Annotated in this window: 17 protein-coding genes and 2 pseudogenes; 2 read left to right on the forward strand and 17 right to left on the reverse strand. The window is 62.1% G+C overall.

Annotation, left to right across the window (positions count from 1 at the left end; genetic code table 11):
• Window positions 1-9: 9 nt before the first annotated feature.
• The 17 genes and pseudogenes from J3P79_RS20860 to J3P79_RS20940 form a co-directional block, all read right to left on the reverse strand.
• Window positions 10-609, reverse strand: coding sequence for a YmfQ family protein (locus tag J3P79_RS20860; RefSeq protein ID WP_024617650.1), 600 nt, complete (start codon window positions 607-609; stop codon window positions 10-12).
• Window positions 597-1,637 (reverse strand): baseplate J/gp47 family protein, encoded by a 1,041-nt coding sequence (locus J3P79_RS20865; protein ID WP_434605453.1) that lies wholly within the window; start codon window positions 1,635-1,637, stop codon window positions 597-599. Before J3P79_RS20865 ends, J3P79_RS20860 begins: the two co-directional genes overlap by 13 nt.
• Entirely contained in the window at window positions 1,627-2,025 is a 399-nt protein-coding gene (locus J3P79_RS20870) for a phage GP46 family protein (RefSeq protein ID WP_434605454.1), read from the reverse strand. The genes J3P79_RS20865 and J3P79_RS20870 overlap by 11 nt, the downstream gene beginning before the upstream one ends.
• Window positions 2,025-2,534, reverse strand: a complete 510-nt coding sequence (locus tag J3P79_RS20875; protein ID WP_192262300.1) for a phage baseplate assembly protein V — start codon at window positions 2,532-2,534, stop codon at window positions 2,025-2,027. Before J3P79_RS20875 ends, J3P79_RS20870 begins: the two co-directional genes overlap by 1 nt.
• 75 nt (window positions 2,535-2,609) lie before the next feature.
• Window positions 2,610-3,650 (reverse strand): phage baseplate assembly protein, encoded by a 1,041-nt coding sequence (locus J3P79_RS20880; RefSeq protein WP_434605455.1) that lies wholly within the window; start codon window positions 3,648-3,650, stop codon window positions 2,610-2,612.
• 3 nt (window positions 3,651-3,653) lie between these two features.
• Window positions 3,654-4,892: a DNA circularization protein gene (locus J3P79_RS20885; protein WP_434605456.1), complete on the reverse strand. Its 1,239-nt coding sequence runs from the start codon at window positions 4,890-4,892 to the stop codon at window positions 3,654-3,656.
• On the reverse strand, window positions 4,879-6,423 hold the full coding sequence (locus tag J3P79_RS20890) for a phage tail protein (protein WP_434605457.1): 1,545 nt from the start codon (window positions 6,421-6,423) through the stop codon (window positions 4,879-4,881). The genes J3P79_RS20885 and J3P79_RS20890 overlap by 14 nt, the downstream gene beginning before the upstream one ends.
• A 130-nt stretch (window positions 6,424-6,553) precedes the next feature.
• On the reverse strand, window positions 6,554-6,850 hold the full coding sequence (locus J3P79_RS20895) for a phage tail assembly protein (protein WP_434605458.1): 297 nt from the start codon (window positions 6,848-6,850) through the stop codon (window positions 6,554-6,556).
• Window positions 6,847-7,194 carry a phage tail tube protein gene (locus tag J3P79_RS20900; protein ID WP_214915547.1) on the reverse strand — a complete coding sequence of 116 codons (348 nt, stop codon included), beginning with the start codon at window positions 7,192-7,194 and terminating at the stop codon, window positions 6,847-6,849. Before J3P79_RS20900 ends, J3P79_RS20895 begins: the two co-directional genes overlap by 4 nt.
• Window positions 7,195-7,260: 66 nt before the next feature.
• Entirely contained in the window at window positions 7,261-8,757 is a 1,497-nt protein-coding gene (locus J3P79_RS20905) for a phage tail sheath subtilisin-like domain-containing protein (RefSeq protein WP_434605459.1), read from the reverse strand.
• Window positions 8,757-8,939: a DUF2635 domain-containing protein gene (locus tag J3P79_RS20910; protein ID WP_003198311.1), complete on the reverse strand. Its 183-nt coding sequence runs from the start codon at window positions 8,937-8,939 to the stop codon at window positions 8,757-8,759. The genes J3P79_RS20905 and J3P79_RS20910 overlap by 1 nt, the downstream gene beginning before the upstream one ends.
• Entirely contained in the window at window positions 8,936-9,520 is a 585-nt protein-coding gene (locus tag J3P79_RS20915; RefSeq protein WP_434605460.1) for a phage tail terminator protein, read from the reverse strand. The genes J3P79_RS20910 and J3P79_RS20915 overlap by 4 nt, the downstream gene beginning before the upstream one ends.
• Before the next feature lie 143 nt (window positions 9,521-9,663).
• A pseudogene (locus tag J3P79_RS20920) lies at window positions 9,664-9,779 on the reverse strand (phage late control D family protein); the annotation flags it as partial.
• 132 nt (window positions 9,780-9,911) lie between these two features.
• A complete protein-coding gene (locus tag J3P79_RS20925) occupies window positions 9,912-10,214 on the reverse strand; it encodes a hypothetical protein (protein WP_434605461.1) in 303 nt (100 codons plus the stop codon).
• An 8-nt stretch (window positions 10,215-10,222) separates the two neighbouring features.
• Window positions 10,223-10,405, reverse strand: a pseudogene (locus J3P79_RS20930) (Com family DNA-binding transcriptional regulator).
• A gap of 33 nt (window positions 10,406-10,438) precedes the next feature.
• A complete protein-coding gene (locus tag J3P79_RS20935) occupies window positions 10,439-10,789 on the reverse strand; it encodes a phage holin family protein (RefSeq protein ID WP_123342521.1) in 351 nt (116 codons plus the stop codon).
• 516 nt (window positions 10,790-11,305) lie between these two features.
• On the reverse strand, window positions 11,306-12,040 hold the full coding sequence (locus J3P79_RS20940; RefSeq protein WP_028237204.1) for a LexA family transcriptional regulator: 735 nt from the start codon (window positions 12,038-12,040) through the stop codon (window positions 11,306-11,308).
• Window positions 12,041-12,495: 455 nt separating this feature from the next.
• Between J3P79_RS20940 and J3P79_RS20945 the strand changes: the two genes are divergently transcribed.
• Both J3P79_RS20945 and mutS read left to right on the forward strand, forming a co-directional pair.
• Window positions 12,496-12,849 carry a DUF6124 family protein gene (locus J3P79_RS20945; protein WP_434605462.1) on the forward strand — a complete coding sequence of 118 codons (354 nt, stop codon included), beginning with the start codon at window positions 12,496-12,498 and terminating at the stop codon, window positions 12,847-12,849.
• A 686-nt stretch (window positions 12,850-13,535) separates the two neighbouring features.
• The gene (gene mutS, locus J3P79_RS20950; RefSeq protein WP_434611569.1) at window positions 13,536-16,103 is read left to right on the forward strand and encodes a DNA mismatch repair protein MutS; all 2,568 of its coding nucleotides are present in this window, start codon (window positions 13,536-13,538) and stop codon (window positions 16,101-16,103) included.
• Window positions 16,104-16,243: the final 140 nt, after the last annotated feature.

Consider the following 16,243-nt stretch of genomic DNA (forward strand, 5'->3'; position numbering starts at 1 on the left):
CTCTACTCCTTAGTCATAATTGATGTGGACCTTGGTATGCGCCGGCGCACTGCGGTGGATCAGGCACTCCAAGGCCGAGCCTGGGTTGACGCCAAACCGTTCGCCCCAATAGCTGGCGCCAAAGCGACGGCCCAGCAGCAGCCGGCCACCGGTGTTGAGGGTCCACATGAATTGCGCCTGCCAGGTGCCGAAGTGCGCCTCGCCGAAACGGGCGCGGCCCATGCGCGGCGCCTTGAGTTCGGTGATCGTTGCGTTGGGGTAACCCTGGCTCTTGGCGATTTCCACGTAATAGGCAATGGCCTGACTGCCCACCGCCAACAACCGCCGACGCACCGCCAGGCGACGATCGTCATACAGCGGCGTAGCACCCAGGCACGGGTCGGGCAGATTCATCACCCGCTCCCAATCCGGCACCAGCTCACTCACGCCCGCCGGATCCATCTCGTTAAGCAAGTCGGCGGCACGGGCGTCGAGGCGGGCCAGTTCCTGGGCGATGCCTTGCAGCACTTCGTCCAGTTCCGGCACGCGCTCGGGGTCCCACGCCGGGCCGCTGGGCAGCAGGCTACGCAGTTGGGCCTGGTATTGTTCGGCGGTTCTTATGCCAGCCATGTGCAGCCTCCGAACGTCAGCAGCTGATTGCTGGCGGCGGCGACGTCGGCCACCGGCGCGCTGAGTTTGTGGTCGGTTTCGCCGGTGGCGCTGCTGATGGCTTCGGCGATATGACTCAGCAACAGCGTTTCACCGAGGCCGGCTTCGCGGTTATGCAAGTCGCGCAGTTGGGCTTCGATGGCGGCCCGCACGGCGCTGGTGTCCGGCGTGATGCGCAGTTTGTAGTTCACCGGTACTTGCGTCGGCGCCAGCACATGGAGCTCGGCGGTCACCGGACGCAAGGGCTCGATGTAGGCCCGCACTTCTTCCAATTGCTCGGCGTTGGGGATCGGTTGCGGATCGTCGTCGCGCATCACGAACAGGCCGACGGTGCCCGGCCCCAGATAGCTGCCACGACACCACGCACGGGTGATGCCCGGGCATTCCAGGGCCCAGGTTTCATAATCCTGGGCCGAACCGCCATGGGGAATGACGCGATAGGAACGGATCACCCTGGCCCGCAGGGATTCAAGACTTTCCCGGGCGACACCGCCGGTCAACCCTGGCGCCAGGATGGTGAAGCTGCTGCCGATGCCCAGCAACGGCTGTACGGGCGTCAGCACCAGGCCGGCATCGGCATTGCCCACGCTTCCGGCGTCCAGCGCCGCGATGTCGGCGGTGTTCAGCCCATTGCTGGTGGTGCGGGCAGTGGTCACTTTATAGGTACGGCCATCGTTCGATTGCAGCAGCGTGTCGACGTCCAGCACTCTGCCTGCCGTAGCGGTGAAGCTGACACTGCCCGTGGCCACCTGGGCGGCCTTGCGCGCCTGGTTCAGGCGCAAGGCGGCGATGCGCTCCAGAGTGGATTCATCAGCCTTGTCCGGCAGGATCTGCTCGGCGATCCAATCCAGGTAGCCATACAGGCCATAGGCGGCGCCGCCAAGGGTGCGGGCCAGCACTTGGGCATCGGACTGGCGCAGCGAATCGCTGGCCAGGTCGCTTTGGGCGCGCTTGATCAGCACCGGCAGCGAAGGGGTTTCAAACGGCATAGGTCACCTGCCAACTGTGGTCGGGATTGATATCCAGGCGCTCGCCATCGGCCAGGGTCAGGACCGTGCGCAGGTTCAGGCGCTGGGCGTCGAGGCGTTCGCTGATGATGTCGATGGCGCTGCAATGGCCGTCATCGATCAGCCATTGCAGGGCTTCGCGGGCATAAAATTCGGCGTCGAGCTGGGTCTGGCGAGTCAGCTTGACCCGGCGCAACAGCCACAGGCGCGAGCCTATGCGGTCGTCGGCCACGGTAGGAAAGGTGTCGCCCCACCAGCCGAAACGCTCCTCGTCATCGATGGCATCGTCGTCAGCGGCACGGCGCCAAGTGAACAGGCTGATCAGCACCGAGCGGGTCAGCGCGGCGTGAAGGTTCTGGCTGATGAACATCATTGGCCTCCCGCCGGCGCGCCGGTCTGGCCGTTGCCGGCCTGTACGCCGACATGCACGTGTTTGATCTGGCTGATGCCGCCGGCGATCTGGTCGCCCTGGGAGACAATCTTGCCGGTGTGGTTGATGACCGGGCTGTCGATGTTCACCGCGCTGCTGGCGCGGATGTTCAGCGTTGCGGTCTCGATGTCGATGACACGGCCGCGCTTGAAGTGGAGCTTGTCGCCTTCATCGGTGTAGAGCGCCACCTCGCCGGGGGCCAAGGCCTGAAGACGAAAGCGGCGGTCGGCGACCACCAGGACCACGGCATGGGAGCGATCACCTCCCAGGAACGTGGCAATACCTTCGGCGCCGGCCAGCGGGTTGCTGGTGAAACCGTAGGGCTCGAAGTGCTCCATGTCGTCGTTCACTTCGCCGGCGGTGAGGCGCATTTGCAGCGATTGCAACTTGGTGGCCGAATGGGCGAGCACGACAGTGCCGCGCGCCAGGAGGCGGGTCAGTAGGCTCATTGGGTTTTCCTTCGGATCGGGTTAACAGACCCTGAACATTGTGGGAGCGGTGGTGAGCTGGCATCGGCGCCAGGCTCAGGGTTTTGGTGGCACCGGATTCGCGTCAAAGGTGTGTGGCGGCGCGACTTGCAAGGTGGTGACGGAGCCTTGTGCCGACAACGAATAAGTCACTTTGGAAATCAGCATGTCACTGTCGAACCCCAGCACCGGGTCGATCACCCGCACCAAGGTGTTGTGCCGCCACAAGTCGCCATTGGCCTGGCGCCAGCCTTGCACGCGATAGGTGGTGGTCAGGGCCCTGCCGCTGCGGATGGCGCTTTCCCAATCGGCCCGTTGCTGGGCAAGTTCGAAGGTCAATTGCGCTGCTTCGCTGATCACCGTGACCCGCTTGCGCTTGAAGCCCAGATCGGTGGCGGTGCCCGCGACCTCACTCACCGCCGCCCCGCTCTGCTGGTCGTTGCCCTTGTGCTGGCCGATGACTCGGTATTCGGAGAACACCTGGCTGTAATCCATCGGTGCATTACCCGCCAGGATGTTCTTGCCCAACTCCAACACATCACTGGCCCGCCCGCCGCTGCCGGGCTTGGCCAACAGCACACGACCTTGGGCATCGTCGGTGGAGAACACGCGAAACAACGTCAGCAATCGGTCGATGGACTGAAAGACCGTTTCCCCCGGCACGATGCTGTGTTCGCTCAACCGCGCGGTTTCGGGGATTTCACTGATCACTCCCACGCCATATTGCGCCGCCAGGGCCTGGACGATGCTCAGCAGCGTTTGCCCGCGCCATTGGGTCGGGCGGTTGATGGCCGCGCAGTCCACCAGATCCTGGGTCTTGGAACCGCCTTCAATGGTCAGGCTGATCTGCCGGCCGTCATAGCTGATCGGTGCCTTGAACACATAGCCGCTGAGCACCAGGTCGGCACCGATGCGCACCTGGCATTCATCGCCCGGACGAATCGGCACCGCTTGGGTCTGCCCCGGCCATTGCCAGGTAATGTCGAGTTTGAAGGTGCGGAACTGGCGCTCCAGGTCCGCGCTGATTTCCACGCTTTTCCAGCCGCCGTAATCCAGCCCGCCGACGGTCAGCGAGACAGCGTTGTCGAGCTCATCCATGGCTTATTCCCCCGATACTTTCAAATCGTTGGGCGGCAGGAAACCAGGATGGGCGACGCCGTTACGCTGGGTCACTTCAGTCACTCGGGTGGCATCGGCGAATTGCTGGTACGCCACCACCAACGCCGGCAGGCTTTGCTTGAACGACAGGTTGATCAGCCTCACGCCCGAAGACGCCACCGCCGTCAGGTGCGCGGCCATCTGTTGACGCAGGTTGTTCATCGCCTGGTAGTGCTCCGGATCAGCCTTGAGGGAGGCCTGCCAGATCGCGTCGTTCAGAGCATCGCGCAGGGCTAGCACATCGTCGGCGACCGGCACGTCCCGGCGCTGGACCGGTTGCACGGCCTGTTGCGCCACTGAAGGCGTGGCGCCCAACTTGACCGCAGGCGCCGCCACCGGCATCGCCGCAATCCATTGCGCGGCCTGCACCAGCAAGGTGTCCTGCACCAGGTCGGCGACGGCCTGGGCCGCCGCCGTGGTGTCCTTGCCGGTGGTGAGTTTGGGCGCGTCGGCCTTGCGAATGGCCTCCACCTGTTGCGACACGCTGGCAATCACGCCGCGATAGCCGTCACGGGCAAAGTCCTTCAGCTCGCGGATGTCGCCCAGCAACCCCTTGAACTCGGCGACCACTTCCTTGGGCAATTCTTTCACCGCCTTGACCAGATCGCTGAGCTGCCGATAAGTCTCGACCAACGGCTTGAGCTCCTGCTCGATCACGCCGTAGATGTCCTTGAGGCTGTTGCGCAGGTCAGCGATGCCGATCCGCGCGGCCTTGATCAAGCTCATGGCGTCTTCGAAGCGCCGTACGGCCGCCCCCAGAAAGCTGTCAGCCGAGACCAGCAGCAGTTTCTGGCTGTTGACCGTGGCCGAGGGGAATTGCAGCGGTTGGTCGGGGTAGAACTTCAGGTTGAACGTCACCAGCCCGCCGTCCTGGCGGGTCTGGGTCATGTCGCATTCACCGACCTTGACTTGCAGGCGCCCCAGCCACGGGTGCACCAATTCGCCGCTGCCCTGCTCCAACGCCTTGAGCAGCTTGTCGCGCTGCTCCAGGCAATCGGGGCCGACGATGAACGCGGTCAGCTCATGAATCTTCGCCTGCTGCCCAAGCCCCTCGAAAAACGGTTGGTCGCGCTGTGGATATTCATGCAGTTGGCCTTTGTGGCCGACCGGGGTTTTCGCCTGGTCGACCCAGAACCCGACGCCACGAAACGACGCCGGCAACAAACGATCACGCCAGCTCATTGGAGCCTCCTGTGGAAAGTGAGCGATAGCCGATGCGCGAACTCACCGCCAGGGCCGGTTGATTGGTCTGCGCAGGGTCGACGCGCAGCCCGGTCGGCGCGTTTTCGAAGCGCACGGTCAAGCCGCCTTCGAGTTGCGTGCGGTTGTTGGCGGCGCTCTGTTGCACCAGGTTGCTGGAGGTTTGCGGCAACGCCCCAGGCGCCAATGACGCTTTCGCCGGAGCCAGGCTCGAAGGCTGGTCCTTTGCCCCGCCAAAAAACGCCGGCGCCAGCTCACCCTTGCCTTCGGCATTGGTGGCGCGCTGCGCCTCGGTCAGTCCTTCGACCTTACCGGTGAATGTCGTGATCATTTCGCCAAAGCCGCCGTTGAAAAACGCTTTGATCGGCGCGATCACCGCCTGCAACTCGTTCCACCATCGGCTGAACCACTCGCCCACCGGTCCCCACTGCCGAGTCAGGCCTTCGATGGGCGACCAGTCGAACAGGCCGCTGAACACCGCCAGCATGATCGACACTTGGTTGCGAATGCCTTCCCAGATCCCGGCGAAGACTTCGCCGATCGTGCCCCAGTTGGCCATGATCAGTCCCAGCGGCGTCCAATCGAACAGGCCTTTGAGGGCGTCCATCACCGGCACGGTCAAAGCCTTGAGCAGATCCCAGATCGCCGCGAACAAACCGGTCAGCGGCGCCCAGTTGGCAACGATCAAACCCAAGGGTGACCAGGCGAACAGCGTCTGCATGAAACCGATGACCGGCGTTGCCGCCGCCACGACTACATTCCAGAGCGCGCCGAAAAAACTGCTGATCGGCCCCCAATTGCTGATCACCTGCCCCATCGGGGTGTAGGCGAACATCGTCTTGAAGAACTCGACCATCGGCAGCACGATCGGCGCAAGCCGCTGCCAGAGACCGGCAAAAAACGCCGAGATCGGCGTCCAGTGGGCAATGATCATCCCTGCCGCCAAGGCGATGCCCATGGCAATCAAGGTGATGGGGTTCATCTTCATGGCCAGGCTGACCACTTCCATGGCCTGGCTCGCGCCGCTGACCGCAGTCTGCATCGCATTGAACGCGACGACGCCCGTCGCCAGGCCCTGGACCAGTTGCGGGTTGTCCTGCAGCACCTGGGCCACGCTGCTGACCATCGGCTGCAAAGCGACCGCCACCGTGTTGACCGCGGGCCCCAGCGCCGACCCGAATTGCACCGACACGTTGCTGATGGAAGTCTTCAATCCGTCCAGGCTCAGTGCCGCCACACGAGGCGCTTCAGGCGCCTGCAGGGCGCTGGCCGCCGCGTTCACCGCTCCGACTTCGCCCTTGAAGGCCAGCGCCGACTTGAGTCCGTCCATGAACGGTTGGGCCAGGCCGCCGCTGGGCAGCAGCGCGGAAATGTCCAGGCTTCCCAAGCCCGTGGCATCGAGGTTCTGCTTGAAACTCGCGACCTTCGCACGAAGGCTCGCGAGCTTGGGTGACAGCTCGTCGATGCCCGTCAGCAGCACTGCTTTTTTCTCTACCTTTTCTGTGTCTGCCATCACTGCACCTGCTGCATCGCATTGATCCGTTGCGCGTGCTCCAAGGATTCACGGAGCACGTCCAGTGGCCTGGCCATCATCTGTTCGGGGTCAACCTTCCAGAACCAGGCCAGGTCATAGGCGGCGGCGATCAGGTCGCCGATGGTTGCGACGCCGCACTCATGAAAAAACTCGCGACGGCCCAGCTCAAGGCATTGAGGTCAGCCAGGTCCAACTGGTTGACCGACGACGGAGGGATGCCGGCGCACACCGCGATGTATTTGGCCGCGACATCCATATCCAGGCTCACCTCCTCGCTCTTGTCGATCTTGTAGGGCAGCGCCTTGATCGCCCGGACTTCCTGCACCGTCGGACGGCGCAGGGTCAGCTCGCTCAACGGCTCGCCGTGGGCCTCGATGGCCACCCGCAAGGTCACGATGTCAGTCATTGCCAGGTCCCCTTGATGCCTTCGAATTTCAGCTCGATGGTGGCGTCATCGCCCTTGGACACCGGCTCCTCCACCAGGTAGGCGCCGGCCAGCACGTAGACCTTGCCGTTGTTGAATTCGCAAGTGACGGTCATGTCGGTGCCGGCTACCAGTTGCTTGAGCGGGAAGTCCGCGGTGTGCAGCGCCGTCACCTTGAACGACGGGGCGACGTCGGTTTCCTTGTAGAAACCCGGTACGACGGTTTCGCGTTTGGTGAACATCAGCGGCGCTTCGCAGCCGCCATTGATGGTCAGTTGAGCGCCGTCCACTTTGACGTAGCAGGTGCCCGCAATCAGTTGACCCATGGTGTTTCTCCCTTCAAATAAAAAGCCCACGCGAGGTGGGCTGAATCAAGCAATCGAGCATCACTGTCAGGCAGCGGTGTCGTATTGCAGACGGAATTGGTTGAGCAGCGCGAACACGCGCAGGCCGTTGATGTAATCCGGCGGGAACAGCACATTGATCCGGCTCGGGTCCTGGCTGTCGCGCTCGACGATCAGGTGCTCGGCGAACAGCTCGGCGTTTTCCACGTGGCCTTCCAGTTCGAGCTTGGCGTATTGCGCGATCAGCTCACCGCGGATGGTGCTCGGGGTCACGATGGGCTGGCCGGCGCCGAAACGGGTGCCGTCGGAGGCCAGTTTGTGGCGACCGTACTTGCTGGTGATCACGCTTTGCAGGCGGCGGACGATGAACGCCGATTGGTGCATGGTTTCACTGTCCAGGTAGGAGTTGTCAGCCTGGCCGAAAGCATTTTTCTGGTACGTGGTGATGGAACGCTGGATGCGAACGTAGCCCCCTTCGTAATAGGCCGTGGCGATGCCGTAGTTAAGCAGCGACTGACGCTCGGTCAGGGTAAAACGCTCGCTGGCCGGCGCCGGGTCCAGGCCTGGCAGGCTGCCGCTTTGGGTTGGACGGCTGGCGTCGGCAGAGATGAATACCGCGGTGCGAGCCGCCAAGGCAGCGGCCTGGACCCAGAACGGTTGCGGTACGCCCAGCTCCAGCGCCTGGATGGTCATGTGCTGGTCGTTGCGCGCCTGACCGGCGGCCACCAGGGTGCCGAGGGTGCCGCGCTTGGCACTGTAGACATGGCCGAACAACTGCTTGGCCCACGACCAGCGACCGGTGCTGTCGTCCATGACCGCTTGCCAGGTATTGAGGCTCGCTACATCGGACCAGGGCATGGCGATGAATTCGAAAGGCTCGTCGCCCAGCGCCGCAACGGCAGCGGTCTGGTCCGGCACACCGGCGCCGCCGGTCATCGCGGTGATGGTGGTGGTCAGCCCCGCCGGGGTGTCTTCGCCATTGCTCTTGCCCAGGCGATTGAATTGCAGGCTGATGTCGTTGCCGCTGTCGCCGGTCCATTTGGCGCTGAGGGTCACGACGCCTTCGGCGGCCGCGGCGGTCACCGGCAGATCGGCGGCGGCGTTGATTTTCAACGCCAGCGCAGTGGCGGCCTGGGCTGCCGTGGCGCCGTTGACGATGGCGGCCTGGACGCGCACACCGCCAACGTACAGGTTGAGCACGCCGCTTTGCGTCGCGGCACCGGTCAGGGTCAGCACGCCCTTGGCGATGGAACCCTCGACGTTGTGCAGCGGCAGGCACCAGATTTCCCCGAGCGGGTCGGTCTTGCGCCAGGTGTCGTACATCGAGGCGAGCATCGAGCCCTGCCCGCCGATGCTCTTGGCCAGCGCAACGCTGGACACCAGCACCAGCTTGCCGACCTCGGCCGGCGCAACGTTGTCGTTGACCTGGGCGACGATCAACCGGCGCATGGCCGACGACGCACTATTGGCGGCCGAGTTGTCCATTTCGGCGTAGAACAGCGGAACACGAATGTCCGCGGGAATGTTGCTGAATCCGATCGCCATTACTTGGCTCCCTGTGGTTTCGCCGCTTTCACGGCTTTGGTAGTGATATCGCCATCGGCCAGACGTCGACGCCACCAGGCGTTGTCGGGCACTTCACGGCCTTCGAGGGGCAACAGATCGCCCGCTTCCGGGTCCGGTACGGCACGGCCCGGGGCCGGCAGCACGGTGATGCGTTTGCTCATGGGGTTACGTCTCCAGAGAAAGTCAGTTCCACGCGCCCGTCAGGGCCGGGACGTTTCAGGTTGGGGTCCGCCGGGTCGATGGCATCGACCCGCACGGTGGCCCCGGTAAAGGACGACAAGCCGTCCAGTTCACGCTCGATCCAGCTTTCGGCAGGCTGGCTCGCCAGATTGCGGCCCAGCTGGAACTCGGCGAAAAAGCGCAGCCGGTACGACACACGGCTGCTGTTGATGGAAACCAGTTCACTGCCGTCGTATTCGATGCCGCTGTACTCGGCGCCCGGCTTGAATCCCACCAGCGCGCGCCACAGTTCGGCCCGCAGGTCGTGCAACAGATCCAGCGCTTTTGTCGTGTCAGTGGCATCAAGCACCAGCACGGCATCGAAGCGGTCGCGTACCGCTTGCAGCGTGACGTTTTGCGCCGTGTTCTTGCCGGCGATGTCGGCGGTGGGCAGGACATAGGCGCAGGGGGGCTGCAGCGGGGTCTCGGCTTGCAGCGTGGCGAGGTCGAAGCCTGCGGCCACGCGATGGGCGAGCGTGGGGCATTGCTCACGCAACTGCGTGAGGATCGGGGTGATCTTCATGGAGAATTCCAGTTGTAGAGAAGGTGCAGTCGAGGAAGACCTGTGGGAGCGAGCTTGCTCGCGATGGCGGTGGGTCAGGCAGCAGAGATGTTGAATGCGATACCGCTATCGCGAGCAAGCTCGCTCCCACAGGGGTGGCGGGGTCAGGCCTTGGTATCCAGACGGGTTGCATGAATCAAACAGCGATAGTTTTTTTCCGGTCGCCGCTGGCGGTGACCTTGTCGATCGACCAGCGACCGCGCATGAAATGCGCCTGCGTTGACCTGGACATTGCTCGAAAACAAAAAAACCAGCTAATGCCGAGGCTTAAAAATTCATAACCATGCGCCCTTGAGTTCAGGGGCGCACGGCTTCTACTGCGAGAAACAACCTAGAAGGTTGCCATCACCACCTACAGCACATCCCAACTGATTCTGGCCTCGCCACTGTTTCCGCCTGAAACCCACAAGCCGTAGCCAGGAGGTAACAGGATAGGGAATGGGTTCAATACAGGGATTGACCCCGCCTGCATGACAACCGGGAAAGAGGCTTCGCCGATCCACTCGGGTTTCACTTTACCAGTGAAAACCTTTGCGGAAAGGAGGACCACCGCGCTGACCACCACACCATTAGCGTTGATGGCCGGATTGACGATCTGCTGATAGTTGCCCGCATACGAATACGCGAAGTTTGCACCAACTTTTACTGGTTCCATTTTTTCACCTATTGAGTCGAATGATTGTTCGCGGAAGACTCCGCAGTCATGTCGCTCAAAGGCGATCGCTCGGGGCTCGCGGCCCTCAATGATTCAACCTCCAGCACCGGGAACATCTGATCTGGAGCTGGGTGTACTCGCCCATGCGGGCCAGTAGTCTGTTGCACTTTCCATATGCAATCTTTAAGCATCTGCAAAAACACACGCAGGTCCGTGATATCGATTCACGGCTGGTCGGGAGGAACGTCCCGTGGAGGGACTTCGCACACGCCGATCCGCTTGGCGACCCAGCGCTCGTAAAGACCGATGGCCACGTCGGCACCGGCCATGGCGGTCAGGCAACCCAGGGCGCAGGCGCTCCAGATCGACATGCCGAGGGCATACAAAAGCATGGTTGCCGATACGCCGCAGACCACGCAGGCACCGGAGCGCAGAACCACGCGGCGCAGCAACGGCCAGCCACGGGCGCCCTCCTTGTCGGCGCGCCACATCTCGCCGGACACCCCGCCCACCAGGGCGAGCACGATGACCAGCCAGATCGGCATGTCCAGCAACGCTTGTTGCTCGTTTGTCATGTCACGCCTCCTGGGGGTGATTGATGAAAAAGGTGTGTTGGGTTCAAACGATGTCTCTTGAGGTAGGCATTCCAAAAAGCCCGGGGTGAACCAGGCTTTTCAGTAATGCGGTCCTTCGCCTTCCCTGGCCGATGGCCTGAAGGAAGTTGATCTTTCGGCGCGACTGGCGCGGTACGGATCCATTCAAATTGTTCCTCCGGCCGCGGTCCCTGCCCGCCGGATAACTGCTTCTGGTGCTTTACGCTGCACACCCGGGTCAGTTGCCAACCCTCTGAACCGTTAAGGCCGGTTCATCGCTGCCTGTTGGTGGAACTAAAGAGCTTTGTTGCCAGCCGCTTTGTCGAGTGGCTTGGACACAGAATATGCATGGATGCATATACAGTCAATGCGTAAATGCATTTATTTATGCGCAACGAATGCACACATGCATGAAAGCCCTATAAATCCAGGGTCGTGAGTTTTCAGGAGGCGAAAAAAAACCCGCACGGCGGCGGGTTTTATCTGACAGCGATGGGGCTAGCGGGCGTACATGCCCCACCAGAAGACGTGACCGAGGATGACGATCTGCTCGTCCTGCATTTCCTGGAACGTGTAGTCCTCATCCGGGTGCTCATCGCGGTTGAAGCTGCGCAGGCGGATGCCGGTGGGCAGGCGATAAAGCTGCTTTACTCGCAGTTGGCCGTTGTGATTGATGGCGTAGAGGTCACCGTCGACGATGTCGCCGATCCCGCATTTGCCCGCGTTCACCCCAACCGTGGCACCGTCGCGCAGCACCGGCAACATGCTGTTGCCGCGCACCGTCACGCATTTGGCCTGGTCGAACTGCACACCATTGTGGCGTAGGCTGCGCTTGCCGAACCGCAGGCTGGAGCGCTCGCTCTCCTCGATGACGAATCTTCCTGATCCAGCAGCCAATTCAACCTCACGCAGAAAAGGGACCGACACCTCGTCTTCTTCGACAGGTGTTTCGTCGTCCCACAGGCTTATGTCCTTGAGTTCGGAATGCGGCTCGTCGCGGCGGGCATTGCCGACGGGCACAACGTCCGCGCGCCCGCGCAACTGGTCGGTGCTCACGGCAAAATACTCGGCGATCTTCGAGATGTGTTTATCCGAAGGGTCGACAATCTTGCCGCTGAGTATCCGCGAGAGGGTGGACTGAGGCACGCCGGTACGCCGGTGAAGCTCCGTGGGGGAGATCCCGTGCTGATCGAGCAATGCTCTTAATACGGTAGAAACGTTGCGTTTTTGCATAACGCGCATAATGCTTGTTCTTTTGGCGGAAGACAAATGCTGTTTTGCATAAATAGGCAACTTCCGCCTTTTACACTCGCCACGGAATTCGTCCTACACGCCCTTGGGAAAAGGCTCCAAACCCGTCCTTCAAATGCGCAACACAAGGCTACGCCAACTTGCGCCTCTGCCTACAACTACGCCAGAATCCGCCGGCTTGTGCGCCTTGGATCCCATCGGTACTTTTGATCTCGTCACTGCCCATCAGTGATCGGGTTTAGTAGCCCGGCATTCCAAGAGACGCACATGGCTTCATTCAGCAAGGTAATTCTTACCGACGCTCAATGGCAGCTGTGCGCAGGGCGCCCTCGGGCGCGCCGGTTTCTTGGATCCCCGGTCTACTAACCTGCGTACAGCTGCCGCCCATCTCGTTTAGTAGCGGATTGGTAGTGGCTCCAACTCAAGGATCCAAGACTATGACGAAGCCAACTCCGAATCCCCCTAAAGAACACATCTCCCGCACCCAATCGGCCAACGCCAAGAAACTCGACGACGCGGCCACCCGCGCCCTGGACTACTACCTCAAGCCGAAAACCGACAAAGAAACCTCAGAATCACTCGATACACTCTACGTCATCGCTCCCAACATCGACGCCGAATGCCTGCTCGCCAACCTCAGCGAAACCCTGGCCTCGGCCAACGCCATGGTCAGCGACCTGGCATTCGACCTGAAGGGCTCGCGACGGAATATCGCGCTGGGGGTTCAACAGATGATCGAGCTGAGCCAGTTATTGGCGAATCGGGCGTTGGATGTGGTTGAACCGAGGTAGGCATCCATGATGCAAGCCGAGACCGAAGAGCAGCCCGGGTAATCACTGTGGAAGCGAGCTTGCTCGCGATAGCGGTAGTCCAGTGACAACTAAGTTGTATTGGCTGCCGTCATCGCGAGCAAGCTCGCCCACATTGGATCGGGGTACAGCCGGAGAGACGGGCCGGCTGTCAGGCCGCCTTCGCGAGCAAGCCCGCTCCCACAGGGGAACCGCGGTCCCATCAAGAATCAGGTCGGCTATTAGGCCGCCTCGGTTTTGTTTTTGATCTGGGGCGCCCCATTAACCACGCTGGCTGAACGAAGGTATTGCGCAGTGGGCAACCCTGCATGGATGCCGGGTTAGCCGCGCTGGGCCATGGATGGCCCTTCGCGGCGGCCCACGGAGCAATGCCTTCGTTCAGGCATGCCGAGCCTAGGCGAGGCACCGAGTGGTGGGGCAAAAGCGTTTTGGTTACTTTTGCGCTCTTCAAAAGTAACCCGCCGTCCGGGCGGAACCATAAGCAGCCGTTACCGCAGCAACGGATATACACCCAATCCCATATCCACCCAGCCCCAAAAACCACTCACGCCTGGGTCCCCCCCGACCACCCATGTTAACCTTGCGCCCATCGCGGAAAAGCCGGGCCAATGCCCCTCCTTTTGCCCCACACCTTTCAACGAGCTTCCCTGACACCCATGAATACCGCCGTGAACGACCTGTCCTCCCACACGCCGATGATGCAGCAATACTGGCGCTTGAAGAACCAGCACCCAGATCAGCTGATGTTCTACCGCATGGGCGACTTCTACGAAATCTTCTACGAAGATGCAAAGAAGGCCGCCAAGCTGCTGGACATCACCCTGACGGCGCGTGGGCAATCGGCGGGCATGGCGATTCCGATGTGTGGGATTCCTTACCACGCGGCGGAAGGTTACCTGGCGAAGCTGGTCAAGCTGGGCGAGTCCGTGGTGATTTGCGAGCAAGTCGGCGACCCGGCCACCAGCAAAGGCCCAGTGGAACGACAAGTCGTGCGGATCATCACCCCGGGTACGGTCAGTGACGAAGCCTTGCTGGATGAACGCCGGGACAACCTGATCGCCGCGGTCCTGGGCGACGAGCGTCTGTTCGGCCTGGCAGTACTGGACATCACCAGCGGCAATTTCTCGGTGCTGGAAATCAAGGGCTGGGAAAACCTGCTGGCGGAGCTGGAGCGGGTCAATCCGGTAGAGCTGCTGATTCCCGATGACTGGCCCAAAGACCTGCCTGCGGAAAAACGCCGTGGCGTACGTCGTCGGGCACCGTGGGATTTCGAGCGTGACTCGGCGCTGAAAAGTCTCTGCCAGCAGTTTTCCACCCAAGACCTGAAGGGCTTCGGTTGCGAGAACCTGACCCTGGCCATCGGCGCGGCCGGCTGCCTGCTGGCCTATGCCAAGGAAACCCAGCGCACCGCCCTGCCCCATTTGCGCAGCCTGCGTCACGAACGCCTGGATGACACGGTGGTGCTGGACGGCGCGAGCCGCCGTAACCTGGAGCTGGACACCAACCTGGCCGGCGGACGCGACAACACCCTGCAATCAGTGGTCGATCGCTGCCAGACCGCCATGGGCAGCCGCCTGCTGACCCGCTGGCTGAACCGTCCGCTGCGGGACCTGACGGTACTGACAGCGCGCCAATCATCCATTACCTGCCTGCTGGACCGTTATCGCTTCGAGCAGTTGCAACCGCAGCTCAAGGAAATCGGCGATATCGAGCGGATCCTCGCCCGTATCGGCTTGCGCAACGCCCGTCCCCGCGACTTGGCTCGCCTGCGCGATGCTCTAGGCGCGTTGCCTGAGTTGCAGGTGGCGATGACCGACCTCGAAGCGCCGCACCTGCAGCAACTGGCGCGCACCACCAGCACCTACCCGGAATTGGCTGCGCTGCTGGAAAGAGCCATCATCGACAATCCGCCGGCAGTGATTCGTGACGGTGGTGTGTTGAAAACCGGCTACGACGCCGAACTCGACGAACTGCAATCGCTGAGCGAGAACGCCGGCCAGTTCCTGATCGACCTTGAAGCCCGGGAAAAAGCTCGTACCGGCCTGGCCAACCTCAAGGTCGGCTACAACCGCATCCACGGTTACTTTATCGAACTGCCGAGCAAGCAGGCCGAGCAAGCCCCGGCCGATTACATTCGCCGCCAGACCCTCAAGGGTGCCGAGCGTTTCATCACTCCGGAGCTCAAGGCGTTCGAAGACAAGGCGCTGTCCGCCAAGAGCCGCGCCCTGGCCCGGGAGAAGATGCTCTACGAAGCGCTGCTCGAAGACCTGATCAGCCAATTGCCGCCGTTGCAGGACACCGCCGGTGCCCTGGCGGAACTGGATGTGCTGAGCAACCTGGCCGAACGCGCGCTGAACCTGGACCTTAACTGCCCGCGCTTCGTCAGCGAGCCGTGCATGCGCATCAGCCAGGGTCGCCACCCGGTGGTCGAGCAAGTCCTGACCACGCCGTTCGTGGCCAACGACCTTAGCCTGGACGACAACACTCGCATGCTGGTAATCACCGGTCCGAACATGGGCGGTAAATCCACCTACATGCGCCAGACCGCGTTGATCGTGCTGCTGGCCCACATCGGCAGCTTCGTCCCGGCGGCCAGTTGCGAATTGTCCCTGGTGGACCGAATCTTCACCCGGATCGGCTCCAGCGATGACCTGGCCGGTGGACGTTCGACGTTCATGGTGGAAATGAGCGAAACCGCGAATATCCTGCACAACGCCACCGAACGCAGCCTGGTGCTGATGGACGAAGTAGGTCGCGGCACCAGCACGTTCGACGGCTTGTCCCTGGCCTGGGCTGCGGCAGAACGTCTCGCCCAGTTGCGAGCCTACACACTGTTCGCTACGCACTACTTCGAATTGACCGTGCTGCCGGAGAGCCAACCGCTGGTGGCCAACGTTCACCTCAACGCCACCGAACACAACGAACGCATTGTGTTCCTGCACCATGTGTTGCCCGGCCCGGCCAGCCAGAGCTATGGCCTGGCAGTGGCGCAGCTGGCCGGCGTGCCAAGCGACGTCATCACCCGCGCCCGCGAGCACCTGAGCCGCCTGGAAACCACCAGCCTGCCCCACGAAGCGCCGCGCCCGACCAAGGGCAAACCGGCCGCGCCGCAGCAAAGCGACCTGTTCGCCAGCCTGCCGCACCCGGTACTGGACGAACTGGCCAAGCTCGATCTGGATGACCTGACCCCTCGTCGGGCGCTGGATTTACTCTATACATTGAAGACACGGATCTAACACACAGCCTTTCAAGCTGTTAGAATCGCGCGCGGTTTGGGATGCTGCTGCCTATTAGCCTGGGTTTGCAGACTATCGCTCCCAAACCCCGCGACCCCCACCGTGAAGGGGCTTCGCCGCAGCCGCCTGAGGAGAAATTA

Source organism: Pseudomonas sp. R1-7 (assembly GCF_051132105.1).
Lineage (GTDB): Bacteria > Pseudomonadota > Gammaproteobacteria > Pseudomonadales > Pseudomonadaceae > Aquipseudomonas.